The sequence below is a fragment of the Sulfitobacter sp. HI0040 genome (assembly GCF_001634885.1).
In the GTDB taxonomy this organism is placed as follows: Bacteria; Pseudomonadota; Alphaproteobacteria; order Rhodobacterales; family Rhodobacteraceae; genus Sulfitobacter.
Window position 1 is genome coordinate 26,109 of the sequence record NZ_LWEX01000406.1, and the last position, 22,460, is coordinate 48,568.

The following is a 22,460-nucleotide window of genomic DNA, read 5'->3' on the forward strand; positions in this document are numbered from 1 at the left end:
ATTTACGAAGCAACTGATAAAGGAGATAGAGATGAAACGCTTTGCATCTTTCGCAATGGCAGCGGCCATGGGCGCAACACCCGTTCTGGCAGAAACCCACATGGGCGAAGTCGATTACGCCCAGCTGATCCGGACACGCGACATCACCGGCGGTGAAGTTTACACCTTCGCAACCCCGCTGGACGATGACACTTGGGGCGCCTACGAGGCCGACGCGATCGGCAACGATTGGAATGAAATCGGCGAAATCGAAGACGTGATCCTCGACCGTAGCGGTCAGATGATCGGTGTTGTCGCCGAAGTTGGCGGTTTCCTCGACATCGGTGACAAGCATGTCATGATTCCGGTCGAAAACCTTCGTCTGACGCCTATCGATGATCGTCACTACGCGATCGTGACACGGTACACAGAAGAGCAGCTCGAAGAGCTGCAGAGCGTTGATGAAGGCTGGTGGGACTAATCCCAGCTTGAGTTAACTGCGAAAGGGGAGCCATTTGGCTCCCCTTTTTCTTTGCGCGATTTCACGTGGCAAGGGTGGGTTCGGGTCCAAGGTCTTAAGGCTTAATGAACCACGGACTTAACGGAGTTTAAGGCCGACCTTTGCTTCGGAATCCTTACGCCTGCACATTCTTGGTAGCTCTGCACGGACATTTAGTGAGTGCCGTCGAGAGACCGCAATCGAGACCATCCTGAGAAGCATTGGAAGTACTATCCGGTAGTCATGAATGCGAACTGTGACCCGAGGGACTAATGCTCTCAACCTGCCCTGATAGTCCTCAACCAACCACCTACCATCGCAAATGTCGCTCGCCGGAACCTTACGGAAACAGCCGACGAGATCTGGTCGGTTCTCGACCATAAAACAGGGTGCCAGACTGACATCGCGCCAACCAGACTGATATCGCGCCAAAAGGTATGAGGGTTTTCAAACTTTCCTGGGGAGGCCCGCACAGTCGTCACGGGGCAGAGATGACCGCAGTCGATGCAGAACCACTCGCGGATGTGTGGGCCAACTATCCCCATCCACCAATCAATCCAGCGCTAACGCGAACGGGTCGTAACTGAATGTTCGACCGGGCAAGGCCCCCTCGGCAAACCTCCCCTGCCCTGCCTGCACAAAAAAGGGCCCGCCGAAGCGGGCCCAATCTTACTAAAACGTATTACTGATTACTCAGGGTTGGTCAGATCCACGAGCGGGATGCTGTCATCGTCGATCATGCGGACTTCGTTCTCGTTGAACTCAGGCATGTTTTCCAGCTGGTCCTGCGTGACGCGGGGAACGACGATCTGGTTTTCGAACAGGGCAACCTGATCGATCGGCAGAGCAACGCTGTTCTCACCAAGACCAAGGAAGCCGCCAACGCCCACGATCATGACGATCGTATCGCCACGGACACCGACACCGTCGATTTCACCGACTTCTTCGCCGGTTTCCGTCACGACATTGCGACCCATCAGGTCAACGCCGCGCAGCTTGAAGATCGGACGGATGGTCGCCATCTCGCGATAGCGCGCACGGTCTTCTTCGGCAGCGATACGGCCGGTTTCGTCCGCGTTGAAGTCTTCAGCTTCGAAGTCCTCGATACGAATGACAGCTTCTTCCTGCTGCACATTCACATTGGCTTCGCCACCGTCGACCACGTTAACCTGGGGCTCTTCCGCTTCCTCGACAACGACGTCAGCGTCTTCACCCTGCTGAACGTTGACCTGTGCTTCGGACTGTTCGACATTCACACGGGCAGCGTCGGACTCGGCGACATCCACCTGGGCTTCACCGGATTGCTCAACGCTAATCTTCGGTTCGGATTCCTGAATGGTGATCTTCGGCTCGGGCCGGATGAAGCGCACGACGGGTTCGGGCTGTTCCAGATCGATGATCGGCTCGCCTGTGTTCACGTCGACTTCGGGCTTCGGTACCATCACGGTGACGACCGGCTCCGGAATACGCACCGTGATCTGCGGCTGAGCCTGCTCGACCGTGATGATCGGAGCCTGCTGCTGCACGCGCACGGTGGGTTCCGGAACGACCACGTCGATCTGCGGCTGGGGCTGTTCGACGGTCACGACCGGCGCGCCTTGGCTGACATCAACGTCGGGTTCCGGGACGGTCACATCGACGGTCGCGTCTTCCTGTTCAACAACGACCTGGCCGCCCTGGACGTTGGTCGCCTGAACATCGGTATCCTGCGTCTGTTCCGCTTCAGTCTCTGTCGTGCCGGTCGCGGTCTGAGCCATCGCATGCGGCGCCATCGCGAAAAGCGAGGCGGCGGAAACACCGATCAACAGTTTGGATTTGAGGTTGGTCATAGGTAACAATCCTTTCAATTCGTTAAAAAGCGAAAACGATACGGTCGAAGACCGCTGTGTTCGCTCATTCACCTGAATGTGTTCACACGACCCAACGGCGGTTTTCCGCTTCTGTTCCGAAATTTCTCAGGAAATCGCGGTAAACGCCGCGTGGCCTGCTTTTTGGTCCCTAGGGGAGAAAACCGGTTTCCTAATATAACCAGAGCGTTGTGAAGTCCGCTGCGGGATTTGGGCAGCGGAGGTTCCTGTTTTCAGCTCGCGGGAACGCCGGGGGATACTTCTGGCGTGCGGGGGGCGATCTCATCCTCGATCACGATGCATTCGGCGAGGATCCGCGCGGCGTCGTCCTCGAGCACATCGTAGCGCGGCTCCGGCGCTTCGAGAAAATCGTCCAGCGCGACGGTCCGGGCCGGACAATAGAGAAGCGTGCCCCCCTCCACATAGATGACCTGTTCGCGCGCAAAGCTGATGCTGGTCAACTCGACCGGACGGATCGGGGCGACACGTCTGATCCCCCGCTTCCCCACCAGCGCTGTCGCCGGGACAACTGCAAAGGGATCGCCAAAGGGGTCCCGGGCAGCCGTGCTTTCTACCAGCACCCCCTGTTCAGGCAGCAACGTGAGGGCAGACCGGTTGCCCAGCGCCTCCTGCGGGATTGATACGGGCCATTCGTGCCGGTCGCTTTCCGGCCCGCCCTGCCAGACGATGGTGCGATGTATGGCCGTAATGGGCTGCATCCCCCCATCGAAAGTCAGCACCTTGTCCCCCACGGAGAGCGCCCCCACGGCGCGCAAGCCGAGGTTCGATGCGACCTTCGTTTGCGCCATCAGACCATGGGTCGTCGCGGTATCGGACCGCGGCAGTTCGGCTTCTTCGGGACTGGTGGCAAAAGCGGTCATGACAGGCGCAAAGATGTCGGACAGGCTGGTAGCAACCGAAGCGCCGGTACCGAAGTTTGATCGTTTACGTCTGACTATCTTGCCGAACATCTGCCTTCCCATCGTAAAAATAACCCAACCGTGGGTCTCAATAATTAACTGGTATGCAGGAGGCGCGATTCGAGAGACCGGGGTGCGTCACGAAAACGGTAAGTTCACGGCATTGTCGTCAGAGCGCGAACGATTGGCGCCAGCCGCGGCCATCGATGCCAAGGCGAGGTCAATCAGGTCCATTTCCACTGCAAAAGGTAACGAACCTGTTAGAACGCATAGCCGAAGCGGCCGATGTCCTCTGCGCAGATCTCAGCCACGATATCGCGGGTCGATGCGTCGTAGTGCGACCGATAGTGCCCCCGCCCGTCTGAGGAATTGGCGTGCGGCAATTGAAGCTCGAAGCCGAGGTGATCCATCAACGGGCGCGCGTCCTGCTCGAAATGCTCCAGCCGGATCATCAGGTCACTTCTGTCCCGGCCTTCTCCATCGCGCACGTAATGGGCAGCAGGAGCCGCGCGCTGGCCGGCCTGTGTCAGCGGATCGGACAGGAAACCGGCAAAGCTCATCTCTTTCGCAAGGCGCACTGCAGGGTGGTCAAAGCTCTGCATGCGCAGCCAGTGATAATAGCTTACCATCCTGTCCCACGGGTTTCGCACCATCGTGAAGACGAAACATTGATCCATGTCCTGAGAGGTAATCAGCCCTTCGGCATCCGCCAGCGTTGAATGTTTCCAAAGCCGCCCGCGCGTTTCCACATCCACAAGCCGCCGACGGCGTTTGCAGGCCTTTGGCGTATCGCCCAGCATGATGTCGTCCTTCATCGCGCGTGCCTCCAGCGCCAGCGCGAGCGAGGTGCCCCCGGTCTTGGGGATATGAACAAAGATATACGCCCTTCCACGGCTGATGATCATTCCGGCACCCGCGTTGCCCGAAGGGGCGCGGGCTCCTCGCTGCGCAGGGCAATCACCGCGCCCGCCAGCGCGATGGCCGCCATTCCAACAAGACCAACTGCGGGTACGGTCTGCCCCCACAGGACCCACGCCCAGAAGGACGCGAATACCAGTAGCGAAAATTCGAATACGGCGACATGCCCCGCCTCGCCCAGCTGGTAGCCTCGAAAGATGAGCCCGATTCCGATGATGGAGCCCACCGCCTGCACCGCCGTCCAGAACAGCAGACCGGCGTCGAGCGGCACCCACCCCCGCAAGGCAAAGCCTGCATGGCCGGGTGGCCCGCCCGGGTCCAGCACCAGCAGGCCCACGGCACCGAACACCGTCAGCATCCCGAAGAAGCCGGCCGTCAGTGCCAATGTCCCTTCCCCTTCGCACCAGGACCGCGTCGCCACGGCCCCCACCGCATAGAGCAATCCGGCAAAGATCGGCAGAAAGCTCACCGGGTCGAGCGCACCGGGATCGGGGCGGATCACCAGAAGCGCCCCTGCAAAACCCAGCAACACGGCCCCCCAGCGTATCGCGCCCACCCGCTTGCCCTGAAAAAGGACGGAGATCACCAGCACGAAAAGCGGCGCGGTAAAGAGCCCCGCCACCACCACCCCGATGGGCATGATGGACAGGCAGCCGAAGTAGATCAGCATGGCCCCCGCGGTGAACAGGCTACGCCCCAGTACCGCGCCCCATCGCTTTGGCCGGATCAGACCGAACCCCACCGCCGCGAGACCCAGCAACAGCAGCAGCGCCATAAACCCGCGCAGCATGTGAAACTGCCAGAGCGAACCGCTCTGCGTCAGATAGGGCACGAAATTGTCCGTCAGGCCGAGCGTCATCATGCCACCCAGCACGGTAATGGCTGCCGCTGTCGGACGCGCCGATTGTATTGATTCCTGCTGCATATGCCCCCTGCCCTGTCCTTCTTTTGTACTTTCCAAACTCGCCTCGCCATCGCAATACTCAACCCCAAAAGCGACATCTGCGAAGACGGGGGGACAGTTATGGGCTGGATGCGGGACGAAACGGGGCTGGACAAATGTGCCGCGAACCATGTGGCGCTGACACCGTTGTCCCACCTGAGACGGGCCGCCGACGTCTTTGCCGACCGAACCGCGGTGATCTACGGCAGCCTTCGTCACAGCTATGCTGAATACTACGAACGTTGCACGCGACTGGCTTCGGCGCTCGGGGGCGCTGGGATGGAACCGGGCGACGTCGTGGCGACCCTGTTGCCCAACCTGCCCGCGCAGGCCGAAGCGCATTTCGGCGTTCCCGCCTGCGGGGCCGTGTTGAACACGATCAACACCCGCCTCGACGTGAACACCGTCGCATATATCCTTGAACACGGCGGCGCACGCGTGCTTTTGGCGGATACCCAGTTTCTGGAACTGGCCGAGGCCACCTGCGCGCAGATGGAAGGCGACGCCCCCCTGATCATCGAAGTGCCCGACGCAGAGGCAGGTTTCGCCCCCAGCGGACGGCACAAGACCTATGAAGACCTGCTCGCCGAAGGCGACCCCGGCTTCGACTGGATCATGCCGGAAGACGAATGGGAAAGTCTCGCGCTCAATTATACGTCCGGCACCACGGGGCGACCCAAGGGTGTCGTTTATCATCACCGCGGGGCCTATCTGATGACCATGGGCACGGTGATTTCGTGGCGGATGGTTCTACATCCGGTCTTCATGCAGATCGTTCCCCTGTTTCACTGCAACGGCTGGAACCACACATGGATGATGCCGCTGCTGGGCGGAACGCTCGTCTGCTGCCGCGACATCACAGCACCTGCCATCTATGACGCCATCGCCGATCACGGCGTGACCCACTTCGGCGGCGCGCCCATCGTGCTCAACATGCTGGTGAACGCCCCCGAAAGCGAACGCCGTGCCTTTGACCATCAGGTGGAGGTGTTTACCGCCGGTGCACCCCCCGCCCCGGCCACCCTGTCCAAGATCGAAAAGCTGGGCTTCAACGTCACGCAGGTCTACGGGCTGACGGAAACCTACGGCCACGTGACGGAATGTCTCTGGCGACCGGAGGATTGGGACGCACTCGATCAATCCGCACGGGCGGCGGTAAAGGCGCGGCAGGGCGTCGCCTTTCCGATGATGGAACATATCGACGTGACCGACGATGCAATGGCCCCCGTGCCGCGTGACGGCACCGCCCAGGGTGAGATCATGATCCGGGGCAACGCGGTGATGAAAGGCTACCTCAAGAACCCCGAAGCAACGCGGGAGGCCTTTGCCGGGGGATACTTTCATTCCGGCGACCTCGCCGTGCGGCACGCAGACGGTTACATCCAGATCGCGGACCGCGCGAAGGACATCATCATCTCGGGTGGCGAGAACATTTCTTCCGTTGAGGTCGAAGGCGCGCTGATGGAACATCCTGATGTGAACCTTGCCGCCGTGGTCGCCCGCCCTGATGAGAAATGGGGCGAGGTTCCCTGCGCTTTCGTGGAACTGAAGCCCGGCACACCGGCAGACGAGGCGGCCCTGATCGCCTTTACCCGCGAAAGGCTGGCCGGGTTCAAGACGCCGAAGAAGGTCATTTTCTGCGAATTGCCCAAAACCTCCACCGGCAAGATTCAGAAGTTCGAACTGCGCCGTCAGGCCGCAGCGCTCTGATCAACTGTTGCCCTGGCCGGGCAAGGTCTTCTCATAGCGCCATACGTCGAGCACCCACGCGCCCAGTGCCGCCTCGACCGTGTAGCTTTCGGTTGCCGTACGCCGCCAGCCCGCCCGCTCGTAGAAGCGGGCGGCCCGCCTGTTGCCTACCGTGCAGACCAGTAACTTTTCCCCCGGCCCCATCGCGGCCTCCGCCCGTTTCATCAGCACGGTGGCAAGCCCGCTACCCCGGAGTGAGGGCGCCACGTAAAACTGGTAAAGCTCATCCCCTTCGATCATGCAAAAACCCACGATCCGTCCTCCGTGCCATGCGGCCAGCGTGCCCGGGAGATGGGCCCGGGTTCGATCCTCGAACTCATCCAAGGTGCGCGATGCGGTCAGTTCCGGGGCGACAATCGCCGCGTGGCTATCATGCCAGCCGTCGTGCCAGATGCGTGCCAAACCGGGGATGTCTTCTGCCTGCCCGGGTTTCAACTGCAGATCGTTCCATTCGTCCGGTGCCATTGCGACCTCTACTGCCTATGGTAGACTGCTGACAAAAGAACTGGGGCAGTACAAGCGACAGATGACGGCGCTCACGAAATATGCGCGGATCGAGGCGACCGGCCTGTGGCGTCCCGATCCCAAAAGCCAGCGGCGCGAGGTTGTCGTTTCCATCGGGGATGCGACGCTTGTCATTACCGATACGGCGGATCGTGCGCTGACCCATTGGTCGCTTGCCGCCGTCATGCGCGCGGATACCCAAGGGGCCGAGGCCGTCTATCACCCCGACGGCGATCCGGGCGAAACGCTGGAGCTTTCGGCGGATGAGGGCGAGATGATCGCCGCCATCGAACAGCTGCGCCGCGCCATCAACCGCGCGCGCCCGCGCACGGGACGTCTGCGGTGGCTCGGCGTTCTGCTCTCCGTGGCATTGGTGGCTGGGGTGGCGCTGGTTTGGCTGCCGGGGGCGCTGCGCGATCACACCCTGAACGTCGTGCCGCAGGTGAAGCGTGCTGCCATCGGGGCGGCGCTGCTCCGACGGATCGAACGTCTTTCCGGCCCCGGTTGCGCGGCCCCCGAAGGCAAGCTGGCGCTGGCGCGGCTCGGCGCGCGGCTGAAGGCGGGGGACCTCGCCGTTTTGCCTGACATGGTGCAACCCAGCCTGCACCTTCCCGGACGGCTCATCGTGCTGGACCGCAGTCTGGTCGAGCAATTTGACGAACCGGACGTGGCCGCAGGCTATATCCTGACAGAAGACACCCTGCGGCTCGGCAACGACCCCCTGCGGGATCTGCTGAACTACGTCGGCCTGAGAGAGACCTTTCGCCTGCTTACCACGGGCGAAATCGCGGCCCCCGCGCTCGATACCTATGCAGAGGCGCTGATGACCCGGCCCCGCCCCGCAGCGCCGGTAGGGCCGTTGCTCAAGCGGTTCGAGCGGGCGGCGCTGCGCAGTACCCCCTATGCCTATGCGCGGGATCCCTCGGGGGAAAAAACGCTCGATTTGATCGAAGCCGATCCGATGGCCGGCCGCGCAACAGAACCATTGATGTCCGACGCGGACTGGTTGCGGCTGCAAAGCATCTGCGGGGGGTAGCCATGCTCGACCTGCCGGCCCGCTTGCTGCTGTCCCCCCTATTGGCAGCGCAAGCCGTGGGGGTCCGGCGCCGGGCGCTCCGTCTGCCGGAACCCGAAGGCCCCCGCGCGGGCCAAACGGGGGCGGGACCGCCCCTGTCGCTGCTGATCATCGGTGACAGTTCAGCCGCGGGGGTTGGCGTAACCCGGCAGCAGGACGCGCTTTCAGGGCAGCTTACCCATCGGCTTGCCCAGCGGTTCGATCTGCGCTGGCGGTTGCAGGCCCGCACCGGGGCCACCACCGGCAGCACACTGGCCGATCTGGCGACGGCCAAACCGGAACCGTTCGACGTGATCATCACCGCGCTTGGCGTGAATGACGTGACGCGTCTGGTGCCCTATCCCCTCTGGCTTCGTCGGCAGGGCGCCTTGCTCGAACGCCTGCGCCTGCTTCACGGACCCCGGCGCATCTACGTTTCCGGCGTACCGCCCGTCGGAAGCTTCCCGCTACTGCCCGATCCCCTGCGTTGGACGCTGGGGCGTCAGGCCACCCGATTTGACCAAGGGTTGGCCGCCTTGCTGCACGGCACATCCGATGCGGTGCATGTCCCGTTCGACCTGCCGATGGACCCCTCGCTGATAGCACAGGACGGGTTTCATCCCAGTGCAAGCCTCTACGCGGAATGGGGTGAAAGAAAAGCCAGCCGGATCGTCTCCGACTGGCTTTGATCATGTCTGACGAAGTGGCGCGTCAGCGGCGCGCGAATGCGTCCCGGTATCCGGCACCCCGCAGGCGCGAAATCGCCGTTCTGGTAGCCTGATCCCCGGTGAAGGGACCCGCCTGCACGATCATCAATGTACGACCGCCGGACCTTGCCTGCCCGATATGGGCGCGCATTCCCATCGCGGCAATGCGCTGGGCGGCGCGTTGGGCATTGGCCGGATCGCCATAGCTGCCGACCTGCACGAAACTGGCACCTGCGCCGGTTGTAGCCTGTCGCACCGCGGCGGCGCTTTGCACGCTGGCTCTTGCCGGTGATTGCGCGACCTTGGCGTGGCGCCTGGCCTTCGGGGTGGACCGGCTGGAATAGACAGGTTGGCGGCCAGCGCGGGCGGACGTGCCGTTGCGGATGACCTGTTTCACAACCACGCCATCGCGGCGGACGATTTTCACCACACCCAGTTCACGGCGCTGCACCGCAATGCTGAGATAGGGATAGACGAGCGGCACCGTAGCCGTGACATCCTTGCCCGTGCGCTGGTTGATCAGCCGGCGGGGCAGCTCATTCGTCCAGATCAGCATCATATCGGCGCGGCCACTCAGGGTTTGCTCCGCCCGGTTCGGGTTCAACCGACCGTCTTCCCAGACCCGGCGATAGCCCTGCGGCACGGCAACGTTCCGGGTATTCAACCGATTGATGGCCACATGCTTCGGCACCACACGGGTCTGCCCAGTAATCTCGGGGACAACAGGCCGCGCGACGCGGGAGGCTACCGGCGCAGTAACGACCGCGGTCTGCGCGGCCGGGGCGGCCGTTACGGGCGCAGGCCGGGCCGCGGGGACGGGCGCAGGCTGCAGCGCCGGTGCAACGGCGCTGGTCCGATTGCTCGGCTGCGCGGTCCGCACCCCGGTGCCATGATAGGGAACGATGGGCGCGGCCTGCGGGCCGCAGCGAACAGCGAGCTTGCCGTTCGTAGGCAGATAGCGCTGGCCCATCGCGGAAACCCCCGGGCAGACCGAAGCGGTACGCCGCGTGGTCACCGTCGCCGGGGAGGCAGGCTTGGGTGTGGGGGCGACAGCCGCAGGACGCGAGACAATCACCGGCGCGGGCCGCGGGGCGGTCTGCCGCACCACGACCGGCGCAGGCGCAGGCTTTGGTACACGGCGCACCGTGGTTACCCGCCGCGGCGCGGGCTTCGGCTGGGCCACGGGGGCTGTTACGGCCGCAGTGGCCCTCGGCGTCGTGCGGCGCACAGGCGCCGTGGTGGAAGCAGCGGGCTGCCGTGGTGCATTATCGAGCGTAATCTGCTCCACCGCCGGTGCGGGCTGCGGCGCGGCGGCCACCTGCCCCAGATTGGTGGGGGCAAAGCCACAGACAGTTTGCCGCTTGCGTGAAACCCGAGGCACCCAGGTCACGTTGCCGTCGATCCCTGCACGGATAAATACGCAGCCCTTGCTGTCCACGTATTGCTTGCCCTTGTAGCTTGCAGGCGGGAACTCGGCTGGCAGCTGGTTCCTGATCTGCGCCTGAACTGCACCGGTTCCGACCGTGGCCGAAAGCAGGGCGATAGTGATAATCCTTGTGATCTTCATGTCGTGCCCCCACACAATGTTGTGTCCACGATGCCTCATCGCGCGAATCGAGTAAAGCGGTCCGGGGCACAATTCGACCGCCTCGGGGGATTATTTCGTGCCGAACATCCTGTCGCCCGCGTCGCCGAGTCCGGGCACGATGTAACCCACCTCGTTCAGTGCCTCGTCCACCGCGGCAGTGACGATGGGCACGTCCGGATGCGCCTCTTTCATACGGGCCACGCCTTCGGGTGCGGCGAGCAGGCAAAGAAAGCGAATGTTCGTGGCACCCGCCTGTTTCAACAAATCGATCGCCGCCGCAGAGGAGTTGCCCGTGGCCAGCATCGGGTCTACCGCAATGACCAGTCGGTCATCAAGGCCTTCGGGGACTTTGAAATAATACTGCACCGGCTGCAGCGTCTTTTCATCGCGGTACAGACCCACGAAACCGACCCTCGCGGAAGGAACCAGTTCCAGCACGCCGTCCAGCAGACCATTCCCCGCCCGCAGGATCGAGATGAGCGCCAGCTTCTTGCCGTCCAGCGTCGGGGCATCCATTTCCTGCATCGGGGTGGTGATGCGCTTGGTCGTCATCGGCAGGCCCCGGGTGACTTCATAGGCCAACAACTGGGAGATCTCTCGCAGCAACTGCCGGAAAACCGCCGTGGGGGTATCGCGGTCGCGCATGATCGTCAGCTTGTGCTGCACCAATGGATGATCGACGATCTTGAGGTGTTCGGGTGTATCGGTCATGGGCGGGCTCCTTCGGTTCTTCCGCTTCTGCCGCGAAACGCGCGATATCGCAAGGCGGCGGAACTTTCCTTCGCTGATGTAGCGACCGGAAGGCTGCCGCGTCTTGGGGTTCTGATCAGTATCTTCGATCGGCGTGAACTTGATCATGCAATCTGAAAGTTCGCCGATGCCGCCCCCGGACATGCCACTGGCCTTCCTGCTGTGCGTGACATATAGAAACTTCGCGCAATGCGCCCTGCAAGCATCTGAAATTATTCGTCCCAATTAGCTCGTCTTTACCAGCTAACTTATCCATGGAGCTTCCTTTGAAAGTCGTAATTACCGGCGCCTCGGGATATGTTGGTCAAAATATTGTTCCCATTCTCAAAGCGCAATGCGATGCCATTTTGCTCGTTGGCCGAGATGTAAGTAAATTGCGGGAAACCTTCCCCGGACTGGAATATTGCACTTTTCAAGAGTTGGAAGCGAAGGCGGCAGGCTTCGATACGCTTGTCCATCTATCTGTGTTGAATAACGACCAGGAGGGAACTGAAGCCGATTTCCACAAGGTGAATACAGAACTTACGATCCAAACGGCAAAGTCGGCAGAGGCCTGCGGCATCCAGAGGTTCTACAACATATCTTCGGTACATGCCTTGGATGAGCAGAATCTATCCCTCTATGCCAAAAGCAAGCGTGCCGCCGTCGCGGGTTTATCTGAATTCACCCGCCTTCAGGTTATCAACGTCTATCTTCCTTTCGTGCGCGGAACTCAATGGAACGGAAAGCTGGCCTTTCTCAATTCAGTGCCGCCGGTTGTGGAAAGTTCGCTGAAGACTTTCCTCCTCGCGCTCAAACCCTCGGTGGAAGCCCGCGAATTGGCCGACTTTATTTTGCACTCTGACAGCAAACAAGACACGGTGATCTTATCCAATGGGCAGTCAAACAACCCTGCCTACGCGATAATCAAGCGAGGGATCGACCTCCTCTTTGCCATCGCGGTTATTGTCGTGATGGGTTGGGCGCTTTTGATTGTCTGGGCTCTGATACGCTTCGGGTCGCCCGGGCCCGGAATTTTCGCGCAAGACCGTGTAGGCCAGCATGGGAAGACGTTCACCTGCTATAAATTCCGTACGATGCAGGATGGAACGGTTCAGTTGGGAACCCACGAGGTATCGCAATCGGCTGTTACGCCGATCGGTCGCTTTTTGAGGCGCACCAAGATCGATGAACTGCCTCAGGTCTGGAACATCTTCAAAAATGAAATCAGCCTGATTGGCCCTCGTCCCGGGCTACCTGTTCAGACGGATCTATTTCAGGCCCGGCAAGCCCGCGGTGTGTTCGAGGTAAAGCCGGGTATCAGCGGTTTGGCCCAGGTCAACGATATTGATATGAGCGATCCGGAAAAACTGGCGAAATGGGACGCGCGCTATATTCGGCTGCAGTCGCTGATACTGGACCTTAAACTTGTATTGGCGACCATCAGGGGCAAAGGTCAAGGCGACAAGACTAGCGCTTAGCGCCAGCGGCTCTCTATCAGCCCAAACATTGGCGATTGAGTTGACCCTCGGTTGGCTCGGGTAACATCCGATCGTTGAGCTGCCGGCCTTTCTTCAAGCGACTCAGCCCTCCGGAATGGTCACTCCCAGATGCGCCGCCACCAGTGGCGCCACATCGGCAAATCCTATCTGTCCCAGAGATCCTGCCCTTGTTCCGGCCACGAGAACAGGCACGCGTTCGCGGGTGTGGTCCGTACCGATCCACGTGGGGTCGTTGCCATGATCGGCCGTCAGCAAAAGCATGTCTTCAGGGCGCAAACGTTCAAGTACCTTGCCCAATCGCGCGTCGAACCATTCGAGCGCCCGCGCATAGCCCGATACGTCCCGGCGGTGGCCATAGATGCTGTCGAACTCCACGAAATTGGCGAAGGTCAGACACCCTTCGGGGGCTTCTTCGACAGCGGCGGCGAGATGGTCCATCAGCGTCGCATCCGTCCCCTTGCTGACCCGGTCGATACCCTGCATGGAAAAAATATCGCCAATCTTGCCGATCGCATGCACGGCGTGGCCCGCGTTCTGAACCCAGTTCGTCAGCACCGGGCGGGGGGGCAGGATCGCGAAATCACGCCGGTTGGGCGTCCGCTCGAACCCGTTTTCCGCATCCCCCACGAAGGGGCGCGCGATGACCCGACCGACCTTCATGGAATGGAGCCGGGGTGCCACCGCTTCGCAAAGCTCAAGCAGGCGGTCCAACCCGAAGGTCTTCTCATGCGCGGCAATCTGGAAGACCGAGTCCGCCGAGGTGTAGCAGATGGGCCAGCCACTGCGCATATGCTCCGCGCCCAGCGCCTCGATGATCGCGGTACCGGGGGCGTGGCAGTTCCCGAGGATACCGGCGGTGCCCGCCGCTTCGGCGACATGATCGATGAGGTCGGGCGGAAAGGACTCTTCGGTCTTTTCGAAATAGTGCCAGTCCCAGGGCACCGGCAACCCGGCGAGTTCCCAGTGACCCGATGGCGTGTCCTTGCCGCGGGACGTTTCGGTTGCGGCACCCCAGCGGCCATGTGGCGTGACGCGGGGCAACCCGGCAGGGCCCTCACCGGCCGCCAATTCCATTGCATGTGCCAGACCAAGGCTGTTGAGGTGGGGCACATGGAGCGGGCCGGAGCGCCCCTCTTCTGCCCTGCCCTGCGCGCAAGCCTCCACGATATGGCCGAGCGTATTTGCTCCGGTATCGGGGACGCTGCCGTTGAAGAATTCGCCTGCATCCGGCGCTCCGCCAATGCCGACGGAATCCATTACTACCAAGAAAGCGCGGGCCATCAGCCGATCCTGTCAAGTATGAGCGGGGTCGGCGGCAACGGCTCCGACCCCAGTTCGATGGCGACCAGGAGGCTCTGCGCTGCCTCTTCCGCCTCGGTCTCGTTCCTCGCGTGAACGACAGCAAGCGGATCGCCCTTTTCGACGCGGGTCCCCAATGCGCAGACGTCCGACAGGCCTACCGCGGGATCGATCCGGTCACTTTCGACCGCGCGCCCCCCGCCTAGGCCGACGACCGCGAGGCCCAGCGCTTCACCATCAATGCGGGTGACGAAGCCGGCATCGGGCGCCGGCACGGGCCGCAGGATGGGCGCTGTCGCCAAGTGAGCTTGCCAATTTTCTACGAAATCGGACGGCCCGCCCAATGCCGCCACCATGCGACCGAACCGTTCAGCGGCCTCGCCCGACTGCACGGCACGCCGAATCGCGCCCGCACCGGCTTCCGCATTTTGGAACAGGCCGCTGCGGGCAAGAAGGATGCCGCCCAGCTCGGCGGAAAGCTCCAGCAGCCGCCCTTCGGCCGCACCGGTCAACACCTCCATCACGGCAGCGATTTCGAGCGCATTGCCGAGGCTGCTTGCCAAGGGCTGGCTCATGTCGCTGATAACCGCCGTCGTGGGGCATCCGGCAGCATTCGCCGTATCGCTGAGCGCGCGGGCGAGGTGCCGGGCATCGTCCTGCGTTTTCATGAAGGCGCCGCTGCCGACCTTTACGTCCAGTACCAGCCCGTCGAGCCCCGCCGCCAGCTTCTTGCTGAGGATCGAGGCGGTAATGAGGTCGAGTGAATCGACCGTCGACGTGACATCCCGCACCGCGTAAAGCCGCCGGTCCGCTGGGGCAATATCGGACGTGGCACTCACGATCGCGCACCCCGTATCCGCCACGATGGCCCGGAATCGCGCCTCATCCAACTGAACATCGACCCCCGGGATGGCTTCAAGCTTGTCTAATGTGCCGCCCGTATGCCCCAGCCCCCGGCCCGAGATCATCGGGACATAGGCACCGCAGGCCGCAAGTGCGGGAGCCAGAACCAGCGACACGCAATCGCCCACACCCCCGGTGGAATGTTTGTCGAGCACCGGGCCATCGAGATGCCAGTCAAGAACGCGCCCGCTGTCGCGCATCGCCAGCGTAAGTGCCACACGCCCCGCGTCGCCCAGCCCGTTACGGCAAACCCCCATGGCAAAAGCCCCGGCCTGTGCGTCGCTCAGACCGCCATCAGCTAACCCGCGCGCAATCCACGCAATATCCTCTTCGGACAGGGGATGCCCGTGCCGCAAGCGGGACAGGATGGCGCGCGCACTCATCCCTGTTCCGCCATGTGATCGCGCCCGAAGGCGCCGGGCAGAAGAGAGCCGAGGGTCGTTCGTTCTTCGGCGCCTGCCATGGTTGCCATGGTGACAGGCACATCGCCCTTTCCGAATTCGGCCAATTTCTGCCGACAGCCCCCGCAGGGCGACACCGGTTTTTCGCCGCCCGACACCACGTAGACCTCGCTCAGCTCGGTTTCACCCGCGGCCACCATGGCGGCGATGGCACCCGCTTCGGCGCAGGTCCCCTCCGGATAGGCGACGTTTTCCACGTTGCAACCCCCGAAAATACGGCCCGAAACCGTGCGAACCGCCGCGCCGACCTTGAAGCCGGAATAGGGTGCATGGGCATTCTCTCGCACCTCGCATGCGGCGGATCGTAAATCTTCTGACATCTCGGCTTCCTTTTTTCCGGTTATAGAAAAACCCCGGGCCGGGTGCGACGTGAAACTGTGAACTTGGACCTCCTTCAGGAATAGTTTAACACTGAACTATTCTCAGCAGGAGCGAACCCGCATGTCCGACACCCCCAATGCGCGCCAGGCCGCGCTTGATTATCATGAGTTCCCAAAACCCGGCAAGCTTGAGGTGCGCGCGACAAAACCGCTGGCCAACGGGCGGGATCTGAGCCGGGCCTATTCGCCCGGCGTCGCCGAAGCCTGCATCGAAATCGGCAAGGACCCGGCCAATGCCGCCCGCTTCACCGCGCGGGGTAACCTTGTAGCCGTGGTCACGAATGGCACCGCCGTGCTTGGGCTGGGCAACATCGGGGCGCTCGCTTCAAAGCCGGTGATGGAGGGCAAGGCGGTCCTGTTCAAGAAATTCGCCGGCATCGATTGTTTCGATATAGAAGTCGATCAATCCGACCCCGAAAAGCTGGCCGATATCGTCTGCGCGCTGGAGCCGTCCTTTGGTGCCGTGAACCTCGAAGACATCAAGGCACCCGATTGTTTTACCGTTGAACGTATTTGCCGCGAGCGGATGAACATCCCCGTCTTTCACGACGATCAGCATGGCACCGCCATCGTCGTGGGCGCGGCCGCGACCAACGCGCTCCACGTGGCGGGCAAGAAGTTCGAGGACATCAAGATCGTTTCCACCGGGGGCGGTGCTGCAGGGATCGCCTGTCTCAACATGTTGCTGAAGCTGGGTGTGAAACGCGAAAATGTCTGGCTCTGCGATATTCACGGGCTTGTCTACGAAGGCCGGACGGAGGACATGAACCCCATCAAGTCCGAATTCGCCCAGGAAAGCGACCTGCGGACTCTCGCGGATGTCATCCCCGGAGCGGACTTGTTCCTGGGCCTTTCGGGCCCGAACGTCCTGACGCCCGAGATGGTCCAGCAGATGGCCGAAAAACCGATCATCTTCGCGCTGGCCAACCCGAACCCTGAAATCATGCCGGACCTGGCCCGGGCCGTGTCGCCTGACGCCATTATTGCGACGGGTCGTTCTGATTTTCCCAATCAGGTCAACAACGTCCTGTGCTTTCCCTTCATCTTCCGCGGCGCGCTGGATGTTGGTGCCACCATGATCAACGACGAGATGAAGATTGCCTGTATCGAAGGTATCGCGGCGCTGGCGCGGGCCACAACCTCTGCCGAAGCGGCTGCCGCCTATCAGGGCGAGCAGCTGACATTCGGGCCCGATTACCTCATTCCGAAACCATTCGATCCGCGACTGATCGGCATCGTTTCTTCCGCTGTGGCCGAAGCCGCGATGGCAACGGGCGTGGCGACCCGGCCCATTGAGGACATGGAGGCCTACCGCGACAGGCTCGAAAGTTCGGTGTTCAAATCGGCTCTGCTGATGCGCCCGGTCTTCCAATCCGCGCGATCCGCCCCCCGCCGCATCGTCTTCGCCGAAGGTGAGGACGAACGCGTGCTGCGCTGCGCACAGGCCATGCTGGAGGAAACGACGGAGCGCCCGATCGTGATCGGCCGCCCCGAGGTGATCGAGCGGCGGATTGAGCGCGCGGGGTTGACGATCCGGCTGGGCATGGATGTCGACCTCGTGAACCCGGAGAATGACCCTCGCTACCGCGACTACTGGGAAACCTACCACGGTCTCATGTGCCGCCGTGGCGTTTCCCCCGACATCGCCCGCGCGGTGATGCGGACGAATACGACCGCCATCGGCGCGGTGATGGTCCATCGGGAAGAGGCCGATTGCCTGATCTGCGGCACTTTCGGTGAAACCCGGTGGCATCTCAACTACGTGGAGCAGGTGCTTGGCCGGGACGGGCGGCGTGCCCATGGCGCCCTGTCGATGATGATCCTCGAAGACGGCCCGCTTTTCATCGCCGACACGCAGGTGCACCTGCATCCCGATCCGCAGCAACTGGCGGAAATCGCCATCGGAGCTGCGCGACATGTGCGCCGCTTCGGGATCGAGCCAAAGGTCGCCTTCTGCTCGCAAAGCCAGTTCGGAAATCAGGGGGAAGGGTCGGGCAAACGTCTTAGGGCGGCGATCAGGCTGCTCGACGAAATGTCGCCCGGCTTCTCCTACGAGGGGGAGATGAACATCGATACCGCGCTGGATCCGGATCTGCGCGAGCGACTTCTGCCGGGTAACCGCATGTCGGGGCCTGCCAACGTGCTGATCTTTGCCCATGCGGATGCGGCGTCGGGCGTCCGGAATATTCTGAAGATGAAGGGCGGCGGGCTTGAGGTCGGCCCGATTCTCATGGGCATGGGTAACCGCGCCCATATCGTATCCCCCGCCATCACCGCCCGCGGCCTTCTGAACATGAGCGCCATCGCGGGCACGCCGGTGGCTGAATACGGTTGAACGCCTGAGGTAAAAAAAATCGCGCCGTGCCGGGATGGCAACGGCGCGATCTGATGAAACGGATTGGGGCCTATCGAAGAGTGATCAAGAAATTCGATCAGGTTCCCGCCAAGTCTCTGGACGTTGATTATGGATACGTCCGGCGCGTCGCCCCAAAGAGGGGCGACGGCATTCCGATGAGAACAGAACCTTACTTCTGCTGCGGCTTGTCGCCGGGCTTGGAGGGGTTCTTCTTGGTCTGGGGTTTTGGCGAAGTTGCCATGACGCATACTCTCGTTTGCAGGTCGAACCGACACCATGCCGGCTCTGATACCATGTTGTCACCGCAGCCGCCCCGACGTCTTCCCCTTTTCGACAGCGATGTCGCAAACGCGGATTTTCGGCCAAGCGCCGCGCATTGAGCTCCCGGGGCGGGCAGTTTTTTGCCCCGCTACACGGCCCTTTCCGAAAACGAAAAACGCAGGCGGAACCGCCTGCGCCTCTTGGGTGTTCTGTGGGTCGCGGTCCCGCGGACCCGGGATCAGAAGCGAAGGGTGAATGCCCGGCTCAGACCGATTCGCACCCGCCACTGGTCTTCCGACCCGACAGCGGTGATCGGGCTGTCCCCGGCGTCCTCCACCAGCTTTTCATAGCTCACTAGACCTTCGGCCGCCCAGTCGTCGCTGATCCGGTAGATGGCCTGCACGTCGAAGCCCGCACCCAGAACACCGCCATCAGCATCGAAGGCCGAAAAGCTGGAAGCCGCCGCTTCCGCCGGCGTCACCCCGAAGTAGGTTGAAGAATATTCGCTGTCGCCCAGATGCAGACGGGGGCCAGCAAAGATCGTCCAGCGGTTATCGGGACGGAAAATCGCGTCGGTTCCGACGGTGCCGGTAACGCCGTCATGCCCACCGAAGCCCTTCCGGACGTCGACAAAGGCCTGATAGTTGGTCTGGCGATAGATAAGACCCAGCCCCAGTTCCAATGTCGCATCGACATCGTTCAAACCGGACAGCACCGGATAATCCGCATCGTCCCGCTCACCGATGTAGCGAAACGCGCCGCGCACGCCGAAGCCATTGTCAGGAATGACACCGATGCCGGTCCCGAGGCTCAGCCGGTCGAACCGAAGCGCGCCGAAGGTGAAACCCAGATCGGGGGCGGCTTCGTAGTCGTCCGAACCCGGATATGCCGGCGCGGCAGCGACCCCGCCGCGAATGGCGAAGTTGAGAGAGCGTTCCTGCGCGGCGGCCGGCAGAGCCGTCAGCGCGGCGATGGCCACGGCACAGGAAGCAGAAAAAATTGTGGAAAGGCGCATCGATAACGACTCCTAGCAGGAACAGGCAGCTCCGCGTCCATGGCAGCGGACGCGGTCTTTGTGGCATCTAACCCATCTTCAGAAGACGGACAGCAAAAACCGCGGATTTGGCCGCTATCCTCTCCGGGGTGACACATGAAGTCCACGGTTTTTCTTGAAAAGACCGCATCTCTTACCCCTATGCAGGACAGCGCGGACTTGCCCCGCGCCCAAGGCTCGCCTACCCCTTTGTCACCCGAATTGAGGAGGAGGCTGTGATGGGCTATCGCGAAACCTATGAACGCTGGCAGGACGACCCGGAAAGCTTCTGGCTGGAACTGGCGGAAGACATCGACTGGGTCGAACCGCCAAAGCAGGCCCTGTTCGATCGCGGCAATGATACCTACGAATGGTACGCCGATGCCAAGCTGAACGGCTGTTACAACACGATCGACCGCCATGTGGAAAACGGGCGCGCGGATCAGGTGGCCATCATCCACGACAGCCCCATCACCGGAACCAAATCGCACGTCACCTTCCGCGAGATGCGCGACCGTATCGCGGCGCTGGCCGGGGTGCTGAAAGCACAGGGCCTGGCAAAGGGCGACCGCGTGGTGATCTATATGCCCATGATCCCCGAGGCGATCGAAGCGATGCTGGCCTGCGCCCGCATCGGCGCCGTCCATTCCGTCGTCTTCGGCGGTTTCGCGGCAAATGAACTGTCGGTGCGTATCAACGACTGCAAGCCCAAGGCGATCCTCGCCGCCTCCTGCGGGTTGGAGCCCGGGCGCGTCGTCGCCTACAAACCGCTGATCGACGGGGCCATCGAACTGGCCACCCACAAGCCCGACTTCTGCGTCATCCTTCAGCGCGAACAGCAGCCCTGCACCCTGACCGAGGGCCGGGATCTGGACTGGTACGAAGCGCGCGAAGGCGTGGCCCCGGCGGACTGCGTCCCGGTGGAGGGCAACCACCCCGCCTATATCCTCTACACCTCCGGCACTACCGGCGCGCCCAAGGGCGTGGTGCGCCATACGGCGGGCCATCTGGTCGCGCTCTACTGGAGCATGAAGAACGTCTATGACGTCGAACCGGGAGAGGTCTTCTGGGCGGCGTCGGACGTAGGCTGGGTCGTGGGGCATTCCTACATCTGTTATGCGCCGCTGGTACACGGGAACACGACCGTCGTCTTCGAAGGCAAACCCATCGGCACACCGGATGCCGGCACCTTCTGGCGCATCATCGAAGAACATGACGTGCGCAGCTTCTTCACCGCGCCCACGGCGATCCGGGCCGTGAAACGGGACGATCCCACGGGCGAGGAACGCAAGAAATACGACCTGTCGCGCCTGCGCGCGCTCTACCTTGCGGGGGAACGGGCCGATCCAGATACGATCCTCTGGGCGCAGGACGTTCTGGGCGTGCCGGTCTACGATCACTGGTGGCAGACCGAAAGCGGCTGGCCAATGGTGGCCAATCCCGCTGGCCTTGAAAGACTGCCGGTTAAGATCGGCTCACCCACCGTGGCAATGCCGGGGTACGACATCCGTGTGTTGGACGAGGCGGGCCAGGAAAAGCCCCGGGGACAGCTTGGCGCAATCGCGGTGCGCCTGCCGCTTCCCCCGGGCACCCTGCCGACGCTGTGGAACGCGCCGGAACGGTTCCACAAATCCTACCTCGCCACCTTTCCCGGATATTACGAGACAGGCGATGCCGGGATGATCGACGAAGACGGCTATATCTACATCATGGCCCGCACCGATGACGTCATCAACGTGGCCGGCCACCGCCTGTCCACAGGCGCGATGGAAGAGGTGCTGGCGGGCCACCCCGACGTGGCCGAATGTGCCGTTATCGGCGCGTCCGATCCGCTAAAGGGGCAGACGCCGGTCGGTTTTCTGTGTCTCAGCAAGGGCGTGGACCGCCCCCACGAAGAGATCGTGGCCGAATGCGTCCAGAGGGTCCGGGATCAGATCGGCCCCGTTGCCGCCTTCAAAAAGGCAGTCGTGGTGGACCGTCTGCCCAAGACCCGCTCGGGCAAGATCCTGCGGGCGACCATGGTAAAGCTCGCCGACGGCGAAGACTTCAAACTGCCCGCCACAATCGACGATCCCGCCATTCTGGACGAGATCAGCGTGGCTTTGGGCGAAGTGGGGCTAGGAAAGAAAGCAGCTTCCTGACACGTGGCGGGAGGCCACCGCCACCACCCGGCCTTCCTCACGAAAAAAGGCGACGAGCGATCTGAAACCGCTCGCCGCCTTTTTCAATGATGTGGCCCGGATCAAGCGGCCTTGGTCTCAGCCTTCGGGCTGACGGCGGCATCCGCGTTTTGGTCGGCCATCAGGGTCGCCTTGTAGGAATTGGCCCCCTGCGACGCCTTGCTCACACCGGAGATCTGATCGATCAGCAGTCGAGCCTTCGCCGCCTGCTGCTGCCGCTCCGCGGCAACCCGGGCAAAGGATTCATCTGTGACCGCCTGCTCGGGCTTTACCAGCGTGCGCTCGACAGATGTACTCGCCTGAGCGGCGCCGGTGGCCTGAACAGCACGCGACTGCGATACCTGCTTGCTTTCCGGAGCGGCACTGGCGGCCGCGGCGCCTTCGCTGCGGGACGGCTCTGCAGTGTTGGTGCCTGACTTGGTCTCGGCTGATGCTTTGTCCTTGTTCTGACCCTGGGCTTCGGACTTGCCCGGGGGCGGAGAATACGCCCGGGGGGCGCCTCCTCCAAAGAGTGGAGAAATCGGATTCATTGGTTCACCTATTTCAATTTGGTTACTCGGAATGAACCGTAGAAGAAGCCTCGAACTAAGGCATCTTCATGTCGCCGCCCGGGCCTTTCGCGTACATATCAGCGCATTGTATTGGGGT

General features: G+C 62.2%; 19 protein-coding genes. 7 read left to right on the forward strand and 12 right to left on the reverse strand.

Going from position 1 to position 22,460, the window contains the following annotated elements:
• Positions 1–31: 31 nt before the first annotated feature.
• The gene (locus A3728_RS16710) at positions 32–460 is read left to right on the forward strand and encodes a PRC-barrel domain-containing protein (protein ID WP_067926172.1); all 429 of its coding nucleotides are present in this window, start codon (positions 32–34) and stop codon (positions 458–460) included.
• A 707-nt stretch (positions 461–1,167) separates the two neighbouring features.
• Here the strand turns inward: A3728_RS16710 and A3728_RS16715 are convergent.
• The 4 genes from A3728_RS16715 to A3728_RS16730 form a co-directional block, all read right to left on the reverse strand.
• Complete coding sequence (locus tag A3728_RS16715; protein ID WP_067926175.1) at positions 1,168–2,307, reverse strand: PRC-barrel domain-containing protein; 1,140 nt, start codon at positions 2,305–2,307, stop codon at positions 1,168–1,170.
• A gap of 251 nt (positions 2,308–2,558) precedes the next feature.
• Complete coding sequence (locus A3728_RS16720; RefSeq protein WP_067926179.1) at positions 2,559–3,296, reverse strand: Hint domain-containing protein; 738 nt, start codon at positions 3,294–3,296, stop codon at positions 2,559–2,561.
• A 209-nt stretch (positions 3,297–3,505) separates the two neighbouring features.
• Positions 3,506–4,150 (reverse strand): sulfotransferase family 2 domain-containing protein, encoded by a 645-nt coding sequence (locus tag A3728_RS16725; protein WP_067926182.1) that lies wholly within the window; start codon positions 4,148–4,150, stop codon positions 3,506–3,508.
• On the reverse strand, positions 4,147–5,088 hold the full coding sequence (locus A3728_RS16730; RefSeq protein WP_150120860.1) for a DMT family transporter: 942 nt from the start codon (positions 5,086–5,088) through the stop codon (positions 4,147–4,149). The genes A3728_RS16725 and A3728_RS16730 overlap by 4 nt, the downstream gene beginning before the upstream one ends.
• A gap of 99 nt (positions 5,089–5,187) precedes the next feature.
• Here A3728_RS16730 and A3728_RS16735 point away from each other — a divergent pair, with 99 nt between their 5' ends.
• The gene (locus A3728_RS16735; protein ID WP_067926185.1) at positions 5,188–6,816 is read left to right on the forward strand and encodes an AMP-binding protein; all 1,629 of its coding nucleotides are present in this window, start codon (positions 5,188–5,190) and stop codon (positions 6,814–6,816) included.
• On the opposite strand, the gene A3728_RS16740 is transcribed toward A3728_RS16735, so the two are convergent.
• A complete protein-coding gene (locus tag A3728_RS16740) occupies positions 6,817–7,320 on the reverse strand; it encodes a GNAT family N-acetyltransferase (RefSeq protein WP_082851156.1) in 504 nt (167 codons plus the stop codon).
• A gap of 61 nt (positions 7,321–7,381) precedes the next feature.
• Between A3728_RS16740 and A3728_RS16745 the strand changes: the two genes are divergently transcribed.
• Together A3728_RS16745 and A3728_RS16750 are read left to right on the forward strand one after the other, a co-directional pair.
• Entirely contained in the window at positions 7,382–8,395 is a 1,014-nt protein-coding gene (locus A3728_RS16745) for a hypothetical protein (RefSeq protein ID WP_067926188.1), read from the forward strand.
• 2 nt (positions 8,396–8,397) lie between these two features.
• A complete protein-coding gene (locus A3728_RS16750) occupies positions 8,398–9,102 on the forward strand; it encodes an SGNH/GDSL hydrolase family protein (protein WP_067926192.1) in 705 nt (234 codons plus the stop codon).
• A 22-nt stretch (positions 9,103–9,124) separates the two neighbouring features.
• Here A3728_RS16750 and A3728_RS16755 read toward each other — a convergent pair whose 3' ends face one another.
• Both A3728_RS16755 and upp read right to left on the reverse strand, forming a co-directional pair.
• Positions 9,125–10,687, reverse strand: a complete 1,563-nt coding sequence (locus A3728_RS16755) for an SPOR domain-containing protein (protein WP_067926195.1) — start codon at positions 10,685–10,687, stop codon at positions 9,125–9,127.
• Between the two features lie 90 nt (positions 10,688–10,777).
• Entirely contained in the window at positions 10,778–11,419 is a 642-nt protein-coding gene (gene upp / locus A3728_RS16760; RefSeq protein ID WP_067926334.1) for a uracil phosphoribosyltransferase, read from the reverse strand.
• 305 nt (positions 11,420–11,724) lie between these two features.
• On the opposite strand from upp, the gene A3728_RS22460 reads away from it, so the two are divergent.
• On the forward strand, positions 11,725–12,918 hold the full coding sequence (locus A3728_RS22460; RefSeq protein ID WP_161487256.1) for a hybrid nucleoside-diphosphate sugar epimerase/sugar transferase: 1,194 nt from the start codon (positions 11,725–11,727) through the stop codon (positions 12,916–12,918).
• A gap of 102 nt (positions 12,919–13,020) precedes the next feature.
• Here A3728_RS22460 and A3728_RS16770 read toward each other — a convergent pair whose 3' ends face one another.
• Genes A3728_RS16770 through A3728_RS16780 form a run of 3 tightly spaced genes read right to left on the reverse strand, consistent with a single transcriptional unit; the run spans position 13,021 to position 15,922 of the window.
• Positions 13,021–14,220: a phosphopentomutase gene (locus A3728_RS16770; protein WP_067926199.1), complete on the reverse strand. Its 1,200-nt coding sequence runs from the start codon at positions 14,218–14,220 to the stop codon at positions 13,021–13,023.
• Positions 14,220–15,524, reverse strand: a complete 1,305-nt coding sequence (locus A3728_RS16775; RefSeq protein WP_067926203.1) for a thymidine phosphorylase — start codon at positions 15,522–15,524, stop codon at positions 14,220–14,222. The genes A3728_RS16770 and A3728_RS16775 overlap by 1 nt, the downstream gene beginning before the upstream one ends.
• Positions 15,521–15,922: a cytidine deaminase gene (locus A3728_RS16780; protein ID WP_067926207.1), complete on the reverse strand. Its 402-nt coding sequence runs from the start codon at positions 15,920–15,922 to the stop codon at positions 15,521–15,523. Before A3728_RS16780 ends, A3728_RS16775 begins: the two co-directional genes overlap by 4 nt.
• Before the next feature lie 121 nt (positions 15,923–16,043).
• On the opposite strand from A3728_RS16780, the gene A3728_RS16785 reads away from it, so the two are divergent.
• A complete protein-coding gene (locus tag A3728_RS16785) occupies positions 16,044–18,317 on the forward strand; it encodes an NADP-dependent malic enzyme (RefSeq protein ID WP_067926211.1) in 2,274 nt (757 codons plus the stop codon).
• A 520-nt stretch (positions 18,318–18,837) separates the two neighbouring features.
• On the opposite strand, the gene A3728_RS16795 is transcribed toward A3728_RS16785, so the two are convergent.
• Positions 18,838–19,614 carry a MipA/OmpV family protein gene (locus A3728_RS16795; protein WP_067926218.1) on the reverse strand — a complete coding sequence of 259 codons (777 nt, stop codon included), beginning with the start codon at positions 19,612–19,614 and terminating at the stop codon, positions 18,838–18,840.
• 257 nt (positions 19,615–19,871) lie between these two features.
• Here A3728_RS16795 and A3728_RS16800 point away from each other — a divergent pair, with 257 nt between their 5' ends.
• On the forward strand, positions 19,872–21,773 hold the full coding sequence (locus A3728_RS16800; protein WP_067926222.1) for a propionyl-CoA synthetase: 1,902 nt from the start codon (positions 19,872–19,874) through the stop codon (positions 21,771–21,773).
• Between the two features lie 101 nt (positions 21,774–21,874).
• Here the strand turns inward: A3728_RS16800 and A3728_RS16805 are convergent, their stop codons facing one another.
• Entirely contained in the window at positions 21,875–22,342 is a 468-nt protein-coding gene (locus A3728_RS16805; protein WP_067926225.1) for a hypothetical protein, read from the reverse strand.
• Between the last annotated feature and the right edge of the window lie 118 nt (positions 22,343–22,460).